The organism is Pseudomonas sp. P1_C12 (assembly GCF_056406435.1).
Map to the genome: position 1 here is coordinate 422147 of NZ_JBFUAE010000002.1, position 23990 is coordinate 446136.

The window sequence follows — 23990 nt, forward strand, 5'->3', positions numbered from 1 at the left end:
GTTTTTCCTCAGTAGTACCTGCCAAACGAAAAAAACCGCTTAACGCGGTTTTTTTCATCCCCCAGGACCAAGCCATTAAAATCCGTAACTCACCCCCAGTGTCACCGACCATGGCTGCTCGTAATTTTCCCCCTTACCGTAGTCGAGGTCTGCACTCACCCGTACATTGGACGCGATGGAAACCGACACGCCACCACCCACTTCAAAACCGCTGCCCGACAAATCGCTGTTGAGCTCGTTGCCGTTGACATGCACGTTGTCGTTGTTGGCAAACTCATGAACCATCGCGACACGCCCGTATGGCTGCACGACGGTGCCGCCGGCCATGTTGAAGTCACGACCGGCAGCGACACCCAACTTGGCACGCAATGAACGCGTCCGGTCGCCGTCGGCGTCCATGCCATTGTCGAGGTCAAAACTCGCGCCCTCGATGACCGCCGCCGACAATTGGGCGGAAGGTTTGACCCGCCAGTCATCCGCCAGCCGGATGTTGCGGCCGACTTCCACCAGCGCGCTGACAGCCGAGTTGCTGTAATCGCCTTTGGCACGGGTTCCGTCGCTCAAACGGACTTTTGAGTCGTTGCGGAAATGGTTGAACTTCAGCGCGCCATCGACGTAGTAACCGTTGTCCGGATCCTGCCAGCCAACGTATGGACCGGCGTAAAAACTATCAACCGTTGCGCTGCTTCCGCCTTTGAGATCAATGTCCGACTGGCTGTAACCGGCCAGCACCCCGACACTCCAGGGACCGTTGCCCAGACGTGTATCGGCGCCCAGGGAAACGCCCTGTTGCCGCTGTTGGTAGGCCACGCCCGCTCCCTCGCCGACGTTGTACTTGTTGCCGTAGGGCCGTACCCAAACGCCATGCAAATTGCCGTCCGATTGCAAATCACCCATGCGGTTTTCGAGTGATTTCAGCTCGCCATAGGAAATGGTCGACGCGGTGCGGAACAGCGCCAACGCCGTCTGGGCACCAGGGCTGACCGTTTTCGTGGTGGGGTCGAGGAACCACTCTGTTCCGCCGTTGCCATCGACGGCGCTAGACAGATCGTAGGACCAGGTGCCCAGATCCACCCGGCCGCCGATCAGCGAAAACTGCGCATCGCCGCTGGCGGTGCGCACCAGTGCCAGTTGCTTCATGGCCACCGCATCTGTACCCGAAGCCGCGACTTCCAGCCCGAATTGACCATTGGCTGCGCCGGTCACATTGAGAAAATCACCGGTTCCGGTCGCAAAATCGCCCTTCATGGCAAACGTGCCACTGCCCTCGAGGGTGCCAATGTTCAGTTGACGGAATGCGCCCGCGGCATCACCGAAGTCAACCCGGCCACCCTCCATGGTCAGGGTGCCAACGGTGTCATTACCGGTCATGGTCCAGTTCGATTGACTGAGCGTGACGCCCGTGACGTTATCCAGGCGACCGGTGAACTGCGAGCCGTTTTGCAGGGTGACATTGGCGTTGGAACCGTTTTCGACCACTACATCGCCGGTCATCCGGCCTTGATCGAACGTCAGGTTGGCGGTGCTGTTGTCGGTGACTTGCACGTTACCTTGCAAGACGCTGCCAGCCACTCTCATGGCGGCCGTGGATGCGCCCAGCACTTCCAGCAGATTGCCGTTGCCGCCCGCCAACGTGGAGCCGTTCAACACCTCGATCGTGGCGTCGACACCACCGTCCACCTCCAACGCCGGCCCGCTGCGGCCCACTACACTCGAGCCGTCCAGCACCAACGACGCGGTGCCTACGGGGAAGTCCGATTCAAACCGGATACCGGCGGCATCACCGCTGATTTGCGTATTGGCGGTTGCGCGAACGGAACCGCCCGCTACGATCAGGCCGAAGCTGTCTGTATCCGTCCCAGTGACGGTGCTATTGATCAGGTCAAGGGTGCTGAAGCTCGTTACGGCGGCACCGGAGATGGCGCCACTGAAGTGGCTGTTTGCGGCGGTCACCACCGAACCCTGGGTCGAGTCGGGCTCCCGGTTGACCAACAGTGCGATGCCATCAGCGGTCACCGTCGCCTGATTGATAGCCCCCCGGCTACCGTTGATGGTTACTCCGTCGCCACCGGCATTGCCGTTGATGGTGCCGCCGTTGATATTGAGCGTCGAGCCACGTTGAATCGTGATGCTTTGCGTCGTGGCACCGTTCACATTGAGGACACTGTTATTACGCACCGAATAGTCGATAGGTACAGGCGCGCTTGTCGGATCGATATCCAGCGTGCTGCCGTTATCGACGATGACCGCTGCAAAAGCAGCGGATGAGCTCAAAAAAAAAGCTGGCATCAACGCCAGCGTTCCAATGGATCGTAAGGTGAAAGTCGGGTTTGCTGCTGTGCGGATCGCCATGGATTCATATCCTTTCTATCATTGCGCCCTCACTGAACAATGACACCTAGAGGACTACGAAGGCGGCAGACGATACCGACTCGTTCTACGGAAAAATGTAGGATTAATCTCTAAGCGCACCAGACAAATCCGCCACTCCCAATCCAGTCCATCGCACAATAAAAACGCTTGAAAAAAATGGAGGCGCCTGAGCGCCTCCAGATTATTTGGTCAAGGGAGGGGGGAGTTCGCAATACGAACCATCACCATGGTCCATGGTGACGCGGAACTGTAAGGGTTCGGAGCGCGTGTAGTATCCGTCCTGGATTGACGCACACATCAGTTCGCACCAACCGTTGAAAATCGTCTGGAAGACAGTATGTTCAAAGAACACACTAAAACCAGCCGCTGCCTCGGCAGCAGTGGGTGTTTTATCTACGCTGGCCCACGCCCCCTCTATCGTATTACCTGGCTTGTTGTTTCCGGTGTCGACTACGTTTTCATATCCCTGGATGGAAAATGAAATTTTCTTGTCTGCAAATTTTGCTTCCGGAGCAAATACGACCTCGACTGCAATCTTGTTCGTATCTGGATCACGCACCAAAGAATCGCAATACACCGTTTCACCGTCACCGTTCCCAGGATCACCGGTTACTTTGAAACCGGGTTGAGGCATAAGAATCTCATCGACATAGACATCGACATGCTGGTCTGCTGCAACAGATTCCGTTTCATTGACATCCGGATGATAAACAGTGTACCCAACACGCATTTTTTTGTTGTTCCCCCCGTCAGCAACGTAATCCGGAGGAATATCACCTTCCAAAATTTTATCATCTGTCTCAGTGCCATCCAGCGTCAAGACTGTTGGAACAGGCGCACCGTGGTAATGAAATTGAATCTCATCGTATTTTTTATGCCCCTTATAAATCAACATGCGTACCTTTGCCCCCAAGAGCTTATCGTGCGCATTAAGATAATTCGACCTAGGGTTTACCCCTTTCACATTGACAATATTCAACTTCGGATCTGGAGAACCCGGCAATCCAGGATTATCGGGATTATCCGGTTGCTCACCTGGTTTATCCAAATGCACTTTCAATATTTTCGAGATTGGCGTAGCAGGGATCAGCTTGTTGCCACGTTGAATCTGGTACTTATATTCAAGATCTTTAAGATCCAGATTCCCGTCATCCAGAAGCTCTCTGTAAGTGAATTCATCAACGAATGGCGGAGCGCTATTGATTTCGAGAACCCTTGCAGATTGATTAGCGATCTGTCTCCGCAACTTGTCACCAGCTCTCCAGTTCAGAAACTCATGTTTGCCATGTACAGGTACTTGCGTATCCCGGAACAAAATCACCCGATCAGTCACATCACCATTTTCCAGTACTATGTCCAGTTTCAGATTCTTGGGCATGGGAATCATTGAAATGGGAACTGTAACGGGTGGCGATGCCAAGCTTCGATTGCCTTTACGATCCGTTACGTATGCGAACAAATCGATTGTCCCTTCGTCTATCGTAATCAATGCCCTTGTAAGTTTTTTGGTTTCCAGCGCTTGTCTGGGCGAAACGAGCTTCACCGTTTCAATGAGCGTCGAATCAGCAGTAGGCTTCCCGTCCGAACCTATCTCTCCCATCCAGAACTCAAACAAATCATCTGTCTTGGCGCCGGTATATGTATCCTTGTAACTCAATAACGCATGGGGCGAGACATCCTCGAAATACTCATGGGTAAACCCGTCGTTTTTAATTTCATCTGGATAGGTGACTGCCTCGCTCAGTGTGGGCGCGTCTTTATCGACATGAATGGTTATCGGATCAGAATCCTTGCCGTTCAAGCCATACGTCACCCTGTATCTAACCTGGTGATCGCCCGGTTCGTCTGTCTTGCCTGCTGGAATCACCAGCCTTTTATCATCTGCCCAGTCGGGAGCCAAAGGAGTAGTGCCCTCGACTATGTTCCCTATCAGGGTGTCATCCCACTTTGCTTGTACCCTCACCCGAGTGTTGTTCGGAATGCCGCCAGCGGACAGGTTTGCAAATGTCAGACTCACCGCAAGGCCTTGGTCCTGGGTATGGACCTGATTACCCGGGTCATCATCTGTCGGCCCCAGCAACACAGGTGATTCCACTGCGGGTGGAACGTAATCTGCCGGTCCAGGGACGCGAGGCTTTTTCCTGCTGCGCAGTGAACTGGTTTTCAGCGTGTTGGTTTTTTCAACAATGGTCATTTCGCAGTTCCTTCCAGTAATCGGACGTTCTGCCCACGTGTCGACTCAAGTCCTATCCACGAAGACTTGGCGCCTGTTTGACAAACCCGGTATGCGCGTGCCAAAGCAGGGCATCGAGATGCTCTGGCACACATGAGTGTTTAAGGAATGCTCACCTGTTTACTCATGGGGCGAGACTTGATTTAAAGGCAGCGAAGAAGGACTGGCTACTGTCAGAAATTACAGTTCTTTCTACCATTGGTCGGACTTTCACTTCTGGCACAGACAAAGAACCCGCCATCCCTTCGCAGGGATGGCGGGTTCTTTAGTGGGTTTTCAGATCACACGGTATCCACCTTCAACGAATGATCGTTGAGCATGCCGTTGATGATGGTCGCCGTGTCATGCCCGCCCGCGATCACTCCACCCGCCCCCGGCGTTACACCGTAGTGGCTGGCGAGGTTGACGCCAGCCAGGTCGATGGTCTGGTTCGGCGCGGCACCGGCCATGGCGCTGACGTCGATGCTGGTCACCGTCGACGGCCCGCTGCCGGTGACGGTGAAGTGCAGGTAGTCATCCAGCGAAGCGGCGGTGCCGTTCTCCCCTTGCAGCAGTTGCGACAGGTCGAGCTTGTCGGTGCCGGGGGTGAAGTCGGTGATCACGTCATGGCCACTGTTGCCCTTGAGCCACTGGAAGGCATCGGCCCCCGTTCCGCCGGTCAGGGTATTGTTGCCCAGGCCGCCGATCAGCCAGTCATCGCCGCCCCCGCCGTTGAGGATGTCGTGGCCCAGGCCGCCGTTGATCACGTTGCCGTTGTTGTCACCGGTCAGGGTGTCGTTGAAGTTCGACCCGGTGAGGTTTTCGATACCGGTCAGGGTGTCCGTGCCCGCGCCAAGGGTGTTTTGCGCAGCGAGCAGGCTGAGGTCGACCGTCACTCCGGCGCTGGCGTGGGAGTAACTGGCCGTGTCGATGCCCGTACCGCCATCGAGGATGTCATTGCCCGAACCGCTGAAGAGCAGATCATTGCCGGCGCCGCCATGCAGCTCGTTGTTGCCGGAGCCGGCAGTGAGCACATCGTTGCCGTCGCCGGCATTGATGATGTTGTTGCCCGTGCCTGCCACCAGTACGTCATCCCCGCTGGTGCCGGTGAGGGTGTGGCCGTCCTGATAGCTGATGGTCAGGTTGGCCGAGTCGCTGCCGCCGTGGTTGTCGTTGGCGGTGTAGGTGCCGTGGTAGTCCGGGGTGATGTCGTGAGCCCCGGCGTAGTTGACGGTCATGGTCAGCTGATAGTTTTCCGCCGCATTCGTATTGCCGTTACCGGGGTCGGTGATGTTGGTCATGTGGATCTGGTAAGTGCCATCCGCGCTTGCAGTGATGGTGCCGCCATCGACGATGCTGACGAACGCCCCACCGTTGAGCGAATACTCCATCGTGACGTGCCCGGTTGCCAGGTTGTGATCGAGGTTGAGCGTCTCGCCTTGTTTCAGATTGACCGTGATGAGGTCTTCATTGTTGCCATTGGAGCTGTTCGCTTTGTCGAGATAGCCACTGATCACCAGCAGCGCCGTCATGGTTGCCGCGTTGGCCGCAAAGGCATTGCGCACGTCGGCCAGACTCTGGTTGGCGGGGTTGTTGTTGGTGTCGGCGAAGTTGATCGCGCCGGTGCCGGTGAAGTCCGCGCCCTTCACTATCCAGCCGGTGTTGAAGGAGGTCGGTGTCGCCGAGAGTTGATCGCCGTTGGGATCGGTGTCGTTGGCCAGCAATAGTTCGCCCGGCACCACGACGGTGCCCGAGAGCACGTTGGTGATGACGTTATCATCGGCGGCCACTGGCGGTGCGTTCGGTATGACTTTGATCGTCAGGGTGGCGCTGGCGAGGTCGCCGTCGTTGTCGCTGGCGGTGAATGCGATGTTTTCGGTGATCAACACCGACGTGGTTTTCTGCGAAATGTAGGCGTATTCACCGGTGTCGAGATTGATCTGCAAGGTACCGCTGTTGTTGGTGGCAATGCTCAACGTGTTGTCCACGGTGTTGAACGTGCCGTGGTTGAGCCCGCCACTGAAGTTCAGCGAACCCTGATTGCTGTTGCCGCTCGGATCGTAGCTGTACGTGGTGCCGTCCACCGTGACGGTTTTGATGAAGCCGCCATCGGCGCCGAAGGTACCGCCCTCGCCCAGCAGCGAACCGGTGACCGGTGCGCCGATCACGGTGCCAGACAGCACCGAGTTGAGCTGGTTGAGATCGGTCACCACCACTGCATCGGTGTCGGTGTGGCTGCTGCCGTCGTAGGCCAGTGGATTGAGGTTGGCGTTGCTGACGCCACTGCCCAGGCCGATCGCGTAGTTCTTGATGTCGTTGGCATCGAGGAAGGCCTTCAGCGCAGTCTCGTCGGCAGTGCCGATTTCCTGGCCGGTGGTGGGCTTGCCGTCGGAGAAGAAGTAGCCGACGTTTTGCGCACCGGTCAGTTTGCCCGAGGTGTTGAAGGCGGTCTGCATGGTCAGCACGGCCGCGTCGTAGTTGGTATTGCCGTTCGCGCTGAGGCCGCCCAGCAGTGTCTTGGCGGTCGCGACATCGACCCACACCGAGGTCATGTCGGTGGCGCTGCTGCTGAAGGTGACAAGCTGCACTTTCACATCGCCGAGGTCGTCGTATTTATCCAGCAAGGCACTGATGGCCTGCTTGGCCAGATCCAGCCGCGACAGGCCCGACACGCCGGAAGGGTCGGCCATGCTGCCGGAGACGTCGAGCACGATCAGCAGGTTGGAATCGATCTCCACCGCCGCCACCGAGCGATCCGTTGCCACCGCTTTGGGCACGTCATCGACAATGTTGACCACGATGGTGCTGGTGCTGCTGTTGCCCAATGCATCGGTGGCTTTGTAGGTGAAGCTTTCACTCAGGCTGTTCGGCCCGTCGTTGGCATTCGGCGAGGTTTTCGGCGCCGAGGTGAGGGTGTAGGTGTAGCTGCCGTTGGGGTTGAGCAGGATCTGCCCGTAGGTGCCGGTGGCGCTGCCGACCAGGATGTAGGTGAGCGCGCCGCTGCCACCCGAGACCGAACCGACCAGGGTCCCGGACGCGGTTTCGCCCGTGTTGCCCGGGTCGCTGCCGGTGACCGTAGCGGCGGCCAGGTCCTGGCCATCCTGGTTCAGGTCGAGGGCTTTTTCGTAGACCGTCACGTCGCTATCGGGGTTGGCCTTGATGATGCTGTTGGCCACGTCGATGGTGATGGTGGTGGTGCTCTCATCGCCATCGGAATCACGCACGGTATAGGTGAACGTATCGGTGGCCCCCGCATCGCCGACCGAGTTCTGGTTGCTGTGATACACCGCGTTGCCGTTGGCATCGAGGGTCAGGTAGCCATAGGTGCCATTGATCTGGTTACCCAACCCGCCAATGGCCGACGTCGAGGTATTGCTACCGGCGCGCACGCCGACCACCGTCGCCGGACCATCGGCACCGCTGACGTCGTTGCCCAGCACACTGATGTTGACCGTTGCGCCCTCCGTCACCGACGACGAGTCAGGTTGGGCGCTCGGCAAGTCATCGATGATGTTGACGTTGATCTGCCCGGTCGCCGGGTCGCCATCGGTATCGGTAGCGACGACGTTGAAGTTCTCGGTGAGGCTGTTGGCGCCGTTGGCCGTTGGATGGGCTTCGTTGTCGTTGAGGGTGTAGCTGTAGCTGATCAACCCGGTCGCAGAGTTGAAGCCGGTGATGGTCAGCGTGCTGCCCAGTGGCGTGACGGCCGTCAGCGGGAAGCCTGCGACCACACCACCGCTGACGACAGTGATGCTGCCGACGGTCAGGGTTTGCAGGCCATCGAGCGCGGTCACCGTGAAGGTCCCGCTCTGGGACAGTGCCGAGGTGTTGGGGCTGCTGCCGTCGCTGAGGTTTTTCTCGTAGACCGTCAGCTCGCCGCCATTCACGTCGAGGCCGTTGAGGGTCACCTGGTCGTCTTTGTTGTAGACGTTGAGCACCAGGTTGGCGGTGCTGCTGTCGCCGTCCGCATCGGTGAGGGTATAGGTGAAGGTTTCGCTGCCGTTGCCGCCGCCGTGCAACGCCTTGAAGTCGGCATCGCTGGTGTTGAGGGTGTAGGTGTAAGTGCCGTTGGCGTTGAGTACCAGGGTGCCGTAGGTACCGGTGAAGGTGCCAGGGGTGATCGGGCCGGCGTTTTCGCCCACGGTTACCCGGTCAGCGCCTTGCACGTCATTGGTCAGCACGTTGCCGTTGAGGGTCAGCAGGGTTTCCGAGGCCGTTGAAGCATTGCTGTCGTACACGCCATTGGGCAGGTCGTCGACGATGCTCACGTCGAGGCTGCCGGTAGCAGTGGTGCCGTTGTCATCGACCACGGTGACGGCGAACTGCTCAGGCAAAGTGTTGGCGCCGTTGGCGGTTGGGTGCGCTTCGTTATCCACCAGGGTGTAGCTGTAGCTGACCACGCCAGTGGCGGCGTTGAACCCGGTGATGGTCAGGGTGCTGCCCAGCGGGGTGCTGATCGATTGCGGGAAGCCGGCGACCACGCCACCGGTGACCACGGCAATGCCGCCGACAGTCAGGGTTGTCACGCCATCGAGTGCGGTGACGGTGAAGGTGCCACTTTGGGTCAGGGCCGACGTGTTGGGGCTGCTGCCGTCGCTGAGGTTTTTTTCGTAAACCGTCAGCTCGCCGCCATACACGTTGAGGCCGTTGAGGGTCACCGGATTGTCGTTGTTGTAGACGTTGAGCACCAGGTTGGCGGTGGTGCTGTCGCCGTCGGAGTCGGTGATGGTGTAGGTGAAAGTTTCGCTGCCGTCGCCGCCGCCATGCAGGGCTTTGAAATCCGCATCGCTGGTGTTGAGGGTGTAGGTGTAAGTGCCGTTGGCATTCAGCACGAGGGTGCCGTAGGTGCCGGTGAAAGTGCCGGGAGTGATCGGTCCGGCGTTTTCTCCGAGCGTCACCCGGTCGGCGCCTTGCACGTCGTTGCTCAGCACGTTGCCGTTGAGGGTCAGCAGGGTTTCCGAAGCCGTTGAAGCATTGCTGTCGTACGCGCCTTTTGGCAGGTCGTCGACAATGTTCACGTCCAGCGAACCGGTCGCGGTGGTGCCGTTGTCGTCGACCACGGTCACGGCGAACTGCTCAGGCAGGGTGTTGGCGCCGTTGGCCGTCGGGTGCGCTTCGTTATCATTGAGGGTGTAGCTGTAGCTCACGACACCGGTCGCCGCATTGAACCCGGTGATGGTCAGGGTGCTGCCCAGTGGTGTGCTGATCGACTGCGGGAAGCCGGTGGCCACACCACCGGTGACCACGGCGATACCGCCGACGGTCAGGCTCGTGACGCCGTCCAGGGCGGTGACGGTGAAGGTGCCGTTCTGGGTCAGGGCTGGTACGTCCGGGCTGCTGCCGTCGCCGAGATTTTTTTCATAAACCGTCAGCTCACCGCCATACACGTTGAGGCCGTTGAGGGTCACCGGATTATCGTTGTTGTAGACGTTGAGCACCAGGTTGGCGGTGGTGCTGTCGCCGTCGGAGTCGGTGATGGTGTAGGTGAAAGTTTCGCTGCCGTCGCCGCCGCCATGCAAGGCTTTGAAATCGGCATCGCTGGTGTTGAGGGTGTAGGTGTAAGTGCCATTGGCGTTGAGTACCAGGGTGCCGTAGGTACCGGTGAACGTACCGGGGGTGATCGGGCCGGCGTTTTCTCCGACCACTACCCGGTCAGCGCCTTGCACGTCGTTGCTCAGCACGTTGCCGTTGAGGGTCAGCAGGGTTTCCGAAGCGGTACTGGCGTTGCTGTCGTACACGGCTTTTGGCAGGTCGTCGACGATGTTGACGTCCAGTGAATCGGTCGCGGTGGTGCCGTTGTTGTCGACCACGGTTACGGCGAACTGCTCAGGCAGGGTGTTGGCGTCGTTGCCAGTCGGGTGCGCTTCGTTATCGTTGAGGGTGTAGCTGTAGCTGATCACGCCAGTGGCGGCATTGAACCCGGTGATGGTCAGGGTGCTGCCCAGCGGGGTGGTGATCGATTGCGGGAAGGCGGCGGCCACGCCACCGGTGACCACGGCGATACCACCGACGGTCAGGGTCGTGACGCCGTCCAGCGCGGTGACGGTAAAGGTGCCGTTCTGGGTCAAGGCTGGTGCGTCTGGGCTGCTGCCGTCGCTGAGATTTTTCTCGAATACAGTGAGTTCGCCACCCTCAACATTCAAACCGCCAATCGTGATCGAGTCATCGTTGTTGTGGATCTGCAGCACCAGGTTCGCCGTGCTGCTGTCGCCGTCTGCATCGGTGAGGGTGTAGCTGAAGGTTTCGGTGCCGTTGCCACCGCCATGCAGGGCTATGAAATCCGCATCGCTGGTGTTGAGGGTGTAGGTGTAGGTGCCGTTGGCATTCAGCACCAGGGTGCCGTAGGTGCCGGTGAAAGTGCCGGGGGTGATGGGGCCGGCGTTTTCTCCGAGCGCTACCCGATCGGCGCCTTGCACGTCGTTGATCAACACGTTGCCGTTGAGGGTCAGCAGGGTTTCCGAGGCCGTTGAAGCATTGCTGTCGTACACGGCTTTTGGCAGGTCGTCGACGATATTGACGTTGATCTGCCCGGTCGCACTGTCGCCATCGGTATCGGTGGCTACGACGTTGAAGTTCTCGGTGAGGCTGTTGGCGCCGTCGGCGGTTGGGTGGGGTTCGTTATCGTTGAGGGTGTAGCTGTAGCTGATCACTCCGGTCGCGGCATTGAACCCGGTGATGGTCAGCGTGCTGCCCAGTGGTGTGGTGGTCGATTGCGGGAAGCCCGCGGCCACACCACCGCTGACCACGGCAATGCCGCCGACGGTCAGGGTTTGCAGGCCATCGAGCGCGGCCACCGTGAAAGTCCCGCTCTGGGTCAGTGCCGACGTGTTGGGGCTGCTGCCATCGCCGAGATTTTTTTCATAAACCGTCAGCTCACCGCCATACACGTTGAGGCCGTTGAGGACCACCGGATCGTCGTTGTTGTAGACGTTCAGCACCAGGTTGGCCGTGCTGCTGTCGCCGTCAGAGTCGGTGAGGGTGTAGGTGAAGGTTTCGGTGCCGTTGCCGCCGCCGTGCAACGCCTTGAAGTCGGCATCGCTGGTGTTGAGGGTGTAGGTGTAAGTGCCGTTGGCATTGAGTACCAGGGTGCCGTAGGTGCCGGTGAAGGTGCCGGGGGTGATCGGGCCGGCGTTTTCACCCACGGTTACCCGGTCGGCGCCTTGCACGTCGTTACTCAGCACGTTGCCATTGAGGGTCAGCAGGGTTTCCGAGGCCGTTGAAGCATTGCTGTCGTACACGGCTTTTGGCAGGTCGTCGACGATGTTGACGTCCAGTGAATCGGTCGTGGTGGTGCCGTTGTCGTCGACCACGGTCACGGCGAACTGCTCAGGCAGGGTGTTGGCGCCGTTGGCCGTCGGGTGCGCTTCGTTGTCATTCAGGGTGTAGCTGTAGCTCACGACACCGGTCGCGGCGTTGAACCCGGTGATGGTCAGGGTGCTGCCCAGTGGTGTGGTGATCGACTGCGGGAAGCCGGCGGCCACACCGCCGGTGACCACGGCAATACCGCCGACGGCCAGGCTCGTGACGCCGTCCAGCGCGGTCACGGTGAAGGTGCCGCTCTGGGTCAGAGCCGGTGCGTCCGGGCTGCTGCCGTCGCCGAGGTTTTTTTCGTAAACCGTCAGCTCACCGCCATACACGTTGAGGCCGTTGAGGACCACCGGATCATCGTTGTTGTGGATCTGCAGTACCAGATTGGCGGTGCTGATGTCGCCGTCGGCGTCCATCAACGTATAGGTGAAGCTCTCCGTCGCACTGCCGCCACCGTGCAAGGCCTTGAAGTCGGCATCGCTGGTGTTGAGGGTGTAGGTGTAAGTGCCGTTGGCATTCAGCACCAGGGTGCCGTAAGTCCCGGCGAAGGTGCCGGGGGTGATCGGTCCGGCGTTTTCACCCACCGTTACCCGGTCGGCGCCTTGCACGTCGTTGGTCATCACGTTGCCGTTGAGGGTCAGCAGGGTTTCCGAAGCCGTTGAAGCATTGCTGTCGTCCACGCCATTGGGCAGGTCGTCGACGATGTTCACGTCGAGGCTGCCGGTCGCAGTGGTGCCGTTGTCGTCGACCACGGTCACGGCGAACTGCTCAGGCAAAGTGTTGGCGCCATTGGCGGTTGGGTGGGCTTCGTTATCGTTGAGTGTGTAGCTGTAGCTGATCACCCCGGTCGCGGCATTGAACCCGGTGATGGTCAGGGTGCTGCCCAGTGGCGTGGTGATCGATTGCGGCAAGCCGGCGGCCACACCACCGCTGACCACGGCGATACCGCCCACGCTCAGGCTCGTGACACCATCGAGGGCGACCACGGTGAAGGTGCCGCTCTGGGTCAGTGCGGTGGCATCCGGTGCGCTGCCGTCGCTGAGGTTTTTCTCGAAGACGGTGAGCTCACCACCCTGAGCGCTCAAACCGCCAATCGTGATCGGGTCATCGTTGTTGTGGATCTGCAGCACCAGGTTGGCGGTGCTGCTGTCACCGTCGGCGTCCGTCAGCGTATAGGTGAAGGTTTCGGTGCCATTGCCACCGCCGTGCAACGCCTTGAAGTCGGCATCGCTGGTGTTGAGGGTGTAGGTGTAGGTGCCGTTGGCATTCAGTACCAAAGTGCCGTAGGTGCCGGTGAAAGTGCCGGGGGTGATGGGGCCGGCATTTTCTCCGACCGCTACCCGGTCAGCACCTTGCACGTCGTTGGTCAACACGTTGCCGTTGAGGGTCAGCAGGGTTTCCGAGGCGGTACTGGCGTTGCTATCGTCCACGCCATTGGGCAGGTCGTCGACGATGTTCACGTCGAGGCTGCCGGTCGCAGTGGTGCCGTTGTCGTCGACCACGGTCACGGCGAACTGCTCAGGCAAAGTGTTGGCGCCATTGGCGGTTGGGTGGGCTTCGTTATCGTTGAGGGTGTAGCTGTAGCTGATCACCCCGGTCGCGGCATTGAACCCGGTGATGGTCAGGGTGCTGCCCAGTGGCGTGGTGATAGATTGTGGAAAGCCGGCGGCCACACCGCCGGTGACCACGGCGATACCGCCGACGATCAGGGTCGTTACGCCGTCGAGGGCGGTGACCGTAAAGGTGCCGTTCTGGGTCAACACCGTGGCATCCGGTGCGCTGCCGTCGCTGAGGTTTTTCTCGAAGACGGTGAGTTCGCCGCCCCCAACGTTCAAACCGCCAACCGTCACCGAATCATCGTTGTTGTGGATCTGCAGCACCAGGTTGGCGGTGCTGCTGTCGCCGTCCGCATCGGTGAGGGTGTAGCTGAAGGTCTCCGTCGCACTGCCACCGCCGTGCAGGGCTATGAAGTCGGCATCGCTGGTGTTCAGCGTGTAGGTGTAAGTGCCGTTGGCGTTGAGCACCAGGGTGCCGTAAGTCCCGGCGAAGGTCCCGGGAGTGATGGGGCCGGTGTTTTCTCCGAGCGTCACGCGGTCGGCGCCTTGCACGTCGTTGGTCAACACGTTGCCGTTGAGGGTCAGCAGGGTTTCCGAGGCGGTGCCATTATTGTCATCGACTGCTTTGGGCACGTCGTCGATGATGCTGATATCCAGCGTACCGGTAATGCTGTCGCCATTGCTGTCGCTGGCCACCACGGTGACGTGTTCGACAAGACTATTGGCACCCTCGCCGCTTGCGTGGGATTCGGCACGGTTGAGGGTGTAGCTGTAACTGACCACGCCCGTGGCCGGGTTGTAACTGGTGACGGTCAGCGTGCTGCCCAGCGGGGAGGTGATCGACTGCGGGAAACCTGCCGCGACGCCGCCGATGATCAAGTTGATCGCGCCGATGCTAAGGCTGGTCAGCCCGTCTGGCGCATTGATGGTAAAGGTGCCGCTTCGCGTCAGCGAGTCTGCGTTCCTCGCCGAACCGTCGGCCAGGTTGGCTTCATTGACGGTCCGCTCGCCGTTCTGCTCCGACAGGCCGTCGAAGGTGACCGGATTGTTCGGCACTTGCGCAACCACCGGCGGCACCACAGGAGCATCGTCCGCTACGACGTTATTGTCTGGATTGGCGTTCAGGCGTTCTTCGGGAAGTTCAGGAATTCCATTGAAACCGGCAGTGGGGAAGCCGATGATCGGATCGACTCGCCCGCCCACTTCTTCGAGCAGGACGAAACCATGACCACTGCCCTGGACTCCGCCCGGTACACCGGTAGTCGTGGCAGGCCCGGCAGCGGTGGCTTCAGCGGTTTGGGTCGGGTCATCGCCAGCCGTAATGGCTTTTTGCAGCTGTGCGACATCCGTCAGCTGCGCTTCGCTCGGCGTCACCGCCTCAGACGAGTCCACATGGGGAATCTGATTGGCGAGCAACTGCGGCGTCATCTGCATGCTGCTGCCGCGCCCGAGGGTCAGTTCCTGGCCATTTTGCAGATGCACCGCCACCGCGCCTTCTGCGCCGGTGCTCAGTTGGTCGCCGGCAAACAGCCGGTCCCCCTCGACCAAAGCACGCCGGGTGCCGTCGCTCGCAACCGCGAACACCTGGCCGATGACCTTACTGACGATACCGATGAGCGTAGCCATGTGCACTTCCTCCGCTGCCAACCGCTGTCGGCAGCTTGTTTGTGCGAAGAACGTGCGCATGGCTCAAGCGGGTTGTCTGGCGAATCGTGTTGCGGGTGCCGGTTTACTTGAGTAAGCCGCGGCCCCGGCAACGATCTCGCCCAGCCAGTCGCTCACGGCGCTGTTTACGATTTTAGGGAAAGCCCTCTGCAATCAATGGCATCGGATCCCTGTGCGCAACAACGTTGCCTGTGAGCGATGCGTAACAATCTCGAATCAGTCAAGTGACAAAAAACCGTCGCCACCAGATCGCTCGCATCCCTCCCTTCCAGCACTTCTCCGCTCTATGTCGATAAGTGGATTGGAACTTTCCTCAAACCCCGATGAGCGCCCTAGAGCCCATAAAACAAGGGCTTTCGAATTGAACAATGTGCTGGATTTTGCAGGGCGCATAAGTTTTTTTTGGCATACCCGTTATGAAAAAAATTTCTTAGCTACGCTCCAGAATGTTCTTAGCTCTTTTGTTAAAGATGTGAAACAACTTTACCTACAAATATCGTCAAATAATTGGCAACTGATAAGCACCATCAGGAATCAGGGAGATGCACCATGCGCCTATTAACCCCCCTCTGCAGCGCGGTTCTCTTGGCCATGGCCTGCTCGTCCCAGGCCCAGGCCATGACGCTGACCGACGCAATCCAGAGCACCATCGCGACCCACCCGGAGCTGGCATCGCGGGTGGACAGCCGTCTGTCGGCTGATGAGGATGTGAAGGTCGCCAAAGGGGGGTTTTATCCATCGGTTGATCTGAACGCCGCCTACGGACGCGGGTACAGCGATAACACCAATACCCGGGCGTTCGGCAATCACCACACCGAAACCCTCAACTACACCCAGTCGGAATTGCGTCTGCGGCAAATGCTCTTCGACGGATTCAACACTGCCAATGAAGTCGGGCGCACCCAGGGCGTGGTCAACTCGCGAGCCTATTACGCTCAAGGTACGGCTCAGGACCTGGCCCTGCGCACCACCGAGGTTTACCTCGAAGTGCTCAAGCGCCGCGAACTGGTGACACTGGCCAAGAACAACCTGCAAGCGCACTTGCGGGTCAACGACCAGATCGGCCTGCGCACCCAGCGCGGCGTGGGCAGCAACGCCGATGCCGACCAGTCCTCGGCTCGCCGGGCACTGGCAGAAAACAACCTCGACACCGCCGAAGTCGATCTGGCTGACGCCGAGTCGAACTTCTACGCCGTTGTGGGGCGCATGCCCGATGAGCTCGAAACCCCGCCGTCGATTCGCGGCGAAGTCCCCACTTCCCTGCCCGAAGCCCAGCAGAGCATGGTGGAAAACAACCCTTACCTGAAATCCGCCCAGGCCGACGTGCAATCGGCCGAAAGCCAGTACGAGGTCGCCAAGTCGCCGTTCTACCCACGCTTCGACGCCGAGGCCGCCGTGGGCGCGAACAACAACGTGCAGGGTGATGTAGGTCACGACAATGAATGGCGGGTCGGTGTATTAATGAACTACAACCTGTTCCGCGGTGGCAGCGACAAGGCGCGCCTGGCCTCCGACTCGCACAAGATCAACCAGGCCATGGACATTCGTAACAATGCCCTGCGCCAGCTCAACGAGAACATTCACCTGGCCTGGAACGCCATGGTCAATGCCAAGAAACAAACCCCGACCGCCCGTGAATACGCCGACACCAGCAAACGCGTACGCATCGCCTACCAGGATCAGTTCGGCCTCGGTCAACGGACCCTGCTGGACCTGCTCGACAGTGAAAACGAACTCTACAACGCCAACCGTCGCTACACCGAAGTGCGCTACACCGAAGAGTTTTCGATGTACCGAGTCCTGGCGAACATGGGCCAGTTGTTGAGCAAACAACGGGTCGTACTGCCCGCCGATGCGATCGCCCAGACCGAAGTGAAAAACGAAGCGCGTCTGCCTGAAATGAAATAACTGTAGGAGCTGCCGCAGGCTGCGATCTTTTGATCTTGATTGCTCAAAAGCAAAGTCAAAAGATCGCAGCCTGCGGCAGCTCCTACAGTGAGATATGCAGATATCTGTCAATTGCCGTAGAGCAACGGGAGGGTTCAATGACCAGCATGGAACCCGGCAATACCGGTGTCGATCCGCGCCTGAGCTTCGATGACCCGCTTCTGGACGGTCTGCTGATCCTCTGCAAACTCCACGGCGCGGCGGTCAGCCGCGCCAGCCTGAGTGCCGGGCTGCCCATGGCACACCAACGCCTGAGTCTGGACCTGTTGCCCCGTGCAGCGGCCCGGGCCGGTTTGCAGGCGCGCTTGCTGCGCCGCGACCTCAAAGACATCTCCGCGCTCAACCTGCCTGTGCTGCTGTTGCTCAACAACGGCCGCACGGCCGTCCTGCGTCGTTATAGCGAGGACGGCAAGGTGCTGATCCTGCCCAGCGAAGCCGACGGCGGCGAACAATGGCTCAGCCCCGAGGAGCTGGCCGAACACTACAGTGGCCAGGCGTTGTTTGCCCGCCCACGCCACGAACTCGAAGACTTGCGCTCGCCGCTGGTGCCTCGGGTCCAGGCCTGGTTTCGCGATACGCTGAAGCTGTCGAAATGGCTGTACAGCGATGCGATCCTGGCGAGCTTCCTGATCAACCTGCTGGGCCTGATGGTGCCGCTGTTCGTGATGCAGACCTACGACCGCGTGGTGCCGAACCAGGCCACTTCGACTTTGTGGGTGCTGGCGATCGGTCTGCTGATCGGCACCGTTTTCGAACTGGTGCTGCGGGTCGTGCGCGCGCACTTGCTGGATACCGCCGGCAAGAAAACCGACGTGATCCTGTCGGCCACCCTGTTCGAGCGCATCACCGGCATGGCGATGAAAGCGCGACCGGCGACCATCGGTGGTTTCGCCCAAAGCATTCATGACTTCCAGGGCCTGCGGGAGTTTCTCACCGCCGTGACCCTCACCAGCCTGATCGACCTGCCCTTCTGCCTGCTGATGCTGCTGGTGATCGGCCTGCTCGGTGGCTGGCTGGTGATGATCCCGATACTGGCGTTTCCCATCACCATCATCTTCGCCATGGTGATCCAGGTACGCCTGCGCGACACCGTACAGAAAAGCCTCAGCCTCGGCGCCGAACGCCAGGCACTGCTGATCGAAACCCTCAGCGGCCTGGAAACCCTCAAGGCCTGCAGCGCCGAAAGCGAGCGCCAGCACAAATGGGAAAGCACCCACGGCGCCCTCACCCGCCTCGACAGCCATGCGCGCAACCTCTCGGCCCTGGCCACCAACGGCACGCTGTTCATCCAGCAACTGTCCGGCATGGCGACCATCGTCGCCGGGGTCTACAGCATCATCGCCGGCAACCTCAGCGTCGGTGCCCTGGTGGCCAGCTACATGCTCGGCAGCCGGGTGCTGGCGCCGCTGGGACAGATCGCCGGCCTGATCACCCGCTACCAGCAAGCGCAACTGACCATGAAAAGCACCGATGCGCTGATGGGCCTGCCTCAGGAGCGCGATGCCAGACAACGGCCACTGGAGCGCACCCAACTGCAAGGCGCGCTGGATGTTGTCGGCGTGACCTTCCACTACAACGGCCAGAGTGCTCCCGCCCTGGCCAATATCAGCTTCAGCGTGAAACCCGGGGAGCGCATCGGCATTATCGGCCGCAGTGGCTCAGGCAAAAGCACCCTGGCGCGACTGGTGATGGGCTTCTACGAACCGGATGAAGGCCAGTTGCTGCTCGATGGCCTGGACCTGCGGCAACTGGACGTCGCCGATCTGCGCCATCAAATCGGTTACGTCGCGCACGACCTGCCGCTGCTGGCCGGCAGCCTGCGCGACAACCTGACCCTCGGCGCGCGCTACATCAGTGACTCACGCATGCTCGAAGTGGCGGAAATGACCGGCGTCACCGAACTGGCCCGGCAACACCCGCAAGGCTTCGACCGGCCCGTGGGCGAACGCGGGCAACTGCTGTCCGGCGGCCAGCGCCAGGCCGTATTGATGGCCCGGTCCATGTTGCTCGACCCGCCCATCATGCTGCTCGACGAGCCCACCAGCGCCATGGACAACAGCAGCGAAGACGTCCTGCGGCAAAAACTTCACGGCTGGGTCCAGGGCAAAACTCTCCTGCTGGTGACCCACCGCACTTCGATGCTGAGCCTGGTGGACCGGTTGGTGGTGCTGGACAACGGACGGATCGTCGCCGACGGTCCGAAAGAAGCGGTCATCGATGCACTGCGCAAGGGCCGTGTCGGCTCTGCCGCTGTCTAGGAGTCGTCCATGTCTGCCCATCGAGGATCTCGCGGCTACTTCGACAGTTTCAACAAAAGTGCCGAAACCGAGTTCATGCCGGAAACCGCCGGCGCCTCGTTGCAGGACTCACCGCGCTGGTCGCGCATCACTGTGTGGCTGGCCGCCGCGCTGGTGGTCAGCGCACTGGTCTGGGCCAGATTCGCCGTGTTGCAGGAAGTGACCATGGGCGAAGGCAAGGCGATTCCGTCGAGCAAAGTCCAGGTGATCCAGAACCTGGAGGGCGGCATCGTCACTGAAATTTTCGTCCGTGAAGGGCAAATGGTGAACAAGGGCGACACTTTGCTGCGCCTGGATGACACGCGCTATCTGTCGAACAAGGGCGAAAGCGAAGCCGATCGCTATGCCTTGACCGCGCAGGTCGAACGGCTTTCGGCCGAAGCCGAAGGCCGGCCGTTCAAATTGTCAGAAGAAGTGATCGCCAAGGCTCCGCAAGTGGCAGAAGACGAGCGCTCGCTGTACGAGCAGCGGCAACGCCGACTGGCCAGCGAACAGCGCACCCTGACCGAGCAACTTCGGCAAAAAACCCAGGAGCTGGCAGAGTTCCGCTCGAAACAGGGGCAGTTCAGCTCCAGCCTGGCGCTGCTGCAACAGGAAATGAACATGTCCACGCCGCTGGTAGGCACTGGCGCGGTGTCACCGGTGGAAATCCTGCGCCTCAAACGCAGCGCCGTGGAAATACGTGGCTCGTTGAACGCCACCACCCTGGCGATTCCCCGGGCGGAATCGGCGATCAACGAGATCAAAAGCAAGATCGACGAGTCGGAACAAACCTTCCGCTCGGAAGCTGCCAAAGAACTGAATGAGAAACGCACCGACCTGTCGAAAATCACCGCATCGAGCATCGCCATCGACGACCGCGTGACCCGTACCACCGTGGTCTCCCCGGTTCACGGCATCATCAAGGTGTTGAAGGTCAACACCATCGGCGGCGTGGTCCAGCCCGGCAGCGACATGGTGGAAATCGTGCCGCTGGAAGACAACCTGCTGATCGAAGCCAAGGTCCGCCCGCAGGACGTTGCATTCCTGCATCCGGGCCAGAAAGCCATGGTCAAGTTCAGTGCCTACGACTACACCATTTACGGCGGCCTGAGCGCCAAACTGGAGTTGATCGGCGCCGACACCATCACCGACGACAAGGGCAACAGCTTCTATCTGATTCAGGTGCGCACCGATAAAAACCATTTGGGCGGGGACGCCAAACCACTGCTGATCATCCCGGGGATGGTGGCGACGGTGGACATTATTACCGGGGACAAAACGGTGCTCGATTACCTGCTTAAACCGGTGCTGAAAGCGCGGACCGAGGCGATGCGGGAGCGGTAGTCACCATTCAAGATCTTCTGTGATTGTTCAACCGCCATCGCGAGCAGGCTCGCTCCCACAGGGGATTTTCGGTGGTTACAAAAATTGTGTTCGCCGAAGAACCAATGTGGGAGCGAGCCTGCTCGCGATGGGTCCCGCACAACCAACAACTACTTCGACCCATGATTACGCTGAAAAACCTCCTCCCCCATCGCCGCAATCTGCCCCTCGATCAACGCTTCGAATGGTTTCAGCAACGGCGCAAACGTCGCCGGCGCTTCGAGGGTTTCCAGCGCCTGCACAATCGCCTCCACCGTCGACAACGCCCCCGGCCCCGGCGCCTTGCGCAGGCGATAGCGCGACACACCGCCCTCTGCCAGCATCACCCTCGGCAACGCCGCCAGCAGCGGATTGAGGTGCAGCAACTTGCGCACCTTGCGCCAGGTGCCGTCCGGGACAACCAGCAACAACGGTTCGTCTGTCGCGGCATAAGCTTGCATTGGCTGCGCATCGTCACCGGGAAACAACAGCCGCGCCTGATACCCCGGCCGGTTCAACAACGTCGGCAAGTCCTCGAACACTTCCCCCACGATCAGCTCGGCATTGTTCAGACCCAACGCCGCCAGCCGCGCGGTATTCAGCGCATGGTTCACTTCGCTCGGATGCTGCAACAGCAACACCCGGGTGCGGCTGTCGAGGCTCGGGATCAATGGGCACAGGCAGTGGCTTTGCGGGCGCAGGCAGCGCGGGCACTGGATTCTGGACATCTTCTCAGGCCTGATTCAGTTGGGCTTTAAGCAAGTCGCGGAACGTCTGGATCAGCGGCTCGCGGCTACGGCCCCGACGCACGATCATCGAGAACGGCGCCTGATAACCGAAGGTCGCCGGCAGCAACACCCGCAGGTCACCCTTGTCGGCCCAGGCCTGGGCGTAGTGCTCCGGCAGGTAGCCGATGTAGGCGCCGGACAGCACCAGAATCAACTGGGCCTCCATACTTTCTACCGTCGCGGCGCTGTGCTTGAAACCGTGGCGCGCCAGTTCGGCCTGGCTCCAGTAGCCACGACCGACCATGCGCTGCTGGGTGATCACTTGCTCGGGAATGCGCCGCTCGTTGAACAGCGGATGCCGCGTGCTGCAATACAACCAGTGTTGTTCACGGTACAGCGGCATGTACACCAGACCGCTCATGCGCGTGGAAAACGCGCCGATGGCCAGGTCGAGACGGTTGTCCTGCACCCCGAGTTGCAATTCGTAAGGGCTCATCACCGACAGGTGCAAGTGCACGGCCGGGTGTTCCTGGCTGTAGGCGCCGATGGCTTCGGCGAACGGCAGGGCCTTGTCGCTGACGGTGGAATCGATTACCCCGAGGTTCAAGGTACCGCGCAACTCGCCCTTGAGGGCGGCGGCGTACTGCTCGAAGCCTTCGAGTTCGCCCAACAGACGCAGGGTTTCCTGATGGAACAACTCGCCCTTGCTGGTCAGGCTGAAACCGCCACGGCCGCGATGGCACAACACCAGGCCGAGGGCTGCTTCGAGCTGGCTCATGTAGGTGCTGATGGCCGACGTCGAGAGATTGAGCTCCTGCTGGGCGTTGGCGAACCCCTGATGGCGCACCACGCTGACGAAGATGCGCAATAGTTTCAGGTCGGGTAAAGCGTTGGCCATGGGTACTCCAAACTCTGGGTCGCGGCAGCTCCTACAGGTTTATCTGCAGCTTTCGTGTTGCGGTGAAGTCTATCGACCTCGCGCACATTAGTTTAGAAAAATCTGAACTAAGTATTTGCCCGTAGCGATTCTTCCCGGCCACTACATTTCGCAGAATCGGCGCCACAAAGTTCGCCCGTACTCCCGTGAACGGCGCAACCCAATAAATAAAACAACGACGATGAGGCCTTACCCGTGGACAAGATTCTTCACCAACCACTGGGCGGCAACGAAATGCCGCGCTTCGGCGGCATCGCCACCATGATGCGACTCCCCCACTTGCAAACTGCTGCCGGCCTGGACGCTGCCTTCGTAGGCGTGCCGCTGGACATCGGTACCTCCCTGCGCCCTGGCACCCGTTTCGGGCCTCGCGATATCCGCGCCGAATCGGTGATGATCCGTCCTTACAACATGGCCACCGGTGCTGCGCCGTTCGACTCGCTGTCGGTTGCCGACATCGGCGACGTGGCGATCAACACCTTCAACCTGCTGGACGCCGTACGCATCATCGAAGAAGCCTACGACGACATCCTCGAACACAACGTGATCCCCCTGACCCTGGGCGGCGACCACACCATCACCCTGCCGATCCTGCGTGCCATCCATAAGAAGCACGGCAAGGTCGGCCTGGTGCACATCGACGCCCACGCCGATGTGAACGATCACATGTTCGGCGAGAAAATCGCCCACGGCACCACCTTCCGTCGCGCCGTTGAAGAAGGCCTGCTGGACCCGGACCGTGTCGTGCAGATCGGCCTGCGCGCCCAGGGCTACACCGCTGATGACTTCAACTGGAGCCGCAACCAGGGCTTCCGCGTGGTTCAGGCCGAAGAGTGCTGGCACAAATCGCTGGAGCCTTTGATGGCTGAAGTCCGCGAGAAAGTCGGCGGCGGCCCGGTGTACCTGAGCTTCGACATCGACGGCATCGACCCGGCCTGGGCACCTGGTACCGGCACCCCGGAAATCGGCGGCCTGACGACCATTCAGGCGATCGAGATCGTTCGTGGCTGCCAAGGCCTCGACCTGGTCGGTTGCGATCTGGTAGAAGTCTCGCCCGCTTACGACACCACCGGCAACACCTCGCTGCTGGCCGCCAACCTGCTGTACGAAATGCTCTGCATACTGCCTGGCGTAGTCCATCGCTGAGGATGGTTCATGAACGAACGTGATCAGGTTTTGAAAGCCGCCGCCGATCTGGTGTCCGCTTTTGCCCGTAACGATCGCGAAGCCTACTTCGGTGCGTTCAGCACCGATGCCAGCTTCGTCTTCTACACCCTCGAACAGCCCCTGCTGTCACGCGACGCCTATCAGGCGATGTGGGACGGCTGGCGCTGCGAGGATGGCTTCGAGGTGCTCTCGTGCACCTCAAGCAACGCTTTCGTCAGCCTGCAGGGTGACGTGGCGATTTTCATCCATGACGTAGCCACCGAGTTGCGCATGCAAGGGGAGCAGCACTTTAGCCAGGAGCGCGAGACGATTGTTTTCAAGAAACAAGCGTCTGGCCAAGAACAACAAGGCCTATGGCTGGCCTGCCACGAACATTTGTCCGCGATGCCGGAAGGGCTGCCACCCCCTTAGCCAACACAGGTGACGCTCACGCACGATGAGCGCGCCTTTATGATC

10 protein-coding genes are annotated in these 23990 nt (G+C 60.1%); 5 read left to right on the plus strand and 5 right to left on the minus strand.

Annotated features, from left to right (window positions below):
- Nucleotides 1–75: 75 nt before the first annotated feature.
- The 3 genes from AC1D19_RS04955 to AC1D19_RS04965 form a co-directional block, all read right to left on the minus strand.
- Nucleotides 76–2289 carry an autotransporter outer membrane beta-barrel domain-containing protein gene (locus AC1D19_RS04955; protein WP_477762558.1) on the minus strand — a complete coding sequence of 738 codons (2214 nt, stop codon included), beginning with the start codon at nucleotides 2287–2289 and terminating at the stop codon, nucleotides 76–78.
- 265 nt (nucleotides 2290–2554) lie between these two features.
- Nucleotides 2555–4567: a hypothetical protein gene (locus tag AC1D19_RS04960; protein ID WP_477762559.1), complete on the minus strand. Its 2013-nt coding sequence runs from the start codon at nucleotides 4565–4567 to the stop codon at nucleotides 2555–2557.
- Between the two features lie 320 nt (nucleotides 4568–4887).
- Nucleotides 4888–15075, minus strand: coding sequence for a retention module-containing protein (locus AC1D19_RS04965; protein WP_477762560.1), 10188 nt, complete (start codon nucleotides 15073–15075; stop codon nucleotides 4888–4890).
- A 588-nt stretch (nucleotides 15076–15663) separates the two neighbouring features.
- Here AC1D19_RS04965 and AC1D19_RS04970 point away from each other — a divergent pair.
- The 3 genes from AC1D19_RS04970 to AC1D19_RS04980 all read left to right on the plus strand — a co-directional run bounded on the left by AC1D19_RS04970 (nucleotide 15664) and on the right by AC1D19_RS04980 (nucleotide 20684).
- Nucleotides 15664–17022, plus strand: a complete 1359-nt coding sequence (locus AC1D19_RS04970; protein ID WP_477755379.1) for a TolC family outer membrane protein — start codon at nucleotides 15664–15666, stop codon at nucleotides 17020–17022.
- A 137-nt stretch (nucleotides 17023–17159) separates the two neighbouring features.
- Entirely contained in the window at nucleotides 17160–19319 is a 2160-nt protein-coding gene (locus AC1D19_RS04975; protein ID WP_477762561.1) for a type I secretion system permease/ATPase, read from the plus strand.
- Between the two features lie 9 nt (nucleotides 19320–19328).
- Nucleotides 19329–20684 (plus strand): HlyD family type I secretion periplasmic adaptor subunit, encoded by a 1356-nt coding sequence (locus AC1D19_RS04980; protein ID WP_477762562.1) that lies wholly within the window; start codon nucleotides 19329–19331, stop codon nucleotides 20682–20684.
- A 149-nt stretch (nucleotides 20685–20833) separates the two neighbouring features.
- Here the strand turns inward: AC1D19_RS04980 and AC1D19_RS04985 are convergent, their stop codons facing one another.
- Together AC1D19_RS04985 and AC1D19_RS04990 are read right to left on the minus strand one after the other, a co-directional pair.
- Nucleotides 20834–21430 (minus strand): tRNA-uridine aminocarboxypropyltransferase, encoded by a 597-nt coding sequence (locus AC1D19_RS04985; protein ID WP_477762563.1) that lies wholly within the window; start codon nucleotides 21428–21430, stop codon nucleotides 20834–20836.
- A gap of 4 nt (nucleotides 21431–21434) precedes the next feature.
- Nucleotides 21435–22328, minus strand: a complete 894-nt coding sequence (locus AC1D19_RS04990; protein WP_007972518.1) for a LysR family transcriptional regulator — start codon at nucleotides 22326–22328, stop codon at nucleotides 21435–21437.
- A gap of 234 nt (nucleotides 22329–22562) precedes the next feature.
- Here AC1D19_RS04990 and speB point away from each other — a divergent pair, with 234 nt between their 5' ends.
- Together speB and AC1D19_RS05000 are read left to right on the plus strand one after the other, a co-directional pair.
- Nucleotides 22563–23513, plus strand: a complete 951-nt coding sequence (gene speB / locus AC1D19_RS04995) for an agmatinase (RefSeq protein ID WP_477762564.1) — start codon at nucleotides 22563–22565, stop codon at nucleotides 23511–23513.
- Between the two features lie 9 nt (nucleotides 23514–23522).
- On the plus strand, nucleotides 23523–23945 hold the full coding sequence (locus tag AC1D19_RS05000; protein ID WP_477755384.1) for a YybH family protein: 423 nt from the start codon (nucleotides 23523–23525) through the stop codon (nucleotides 23943–23945).
- Nucleotides 23946–23990 lie beyond the last annotated feature (45 nt).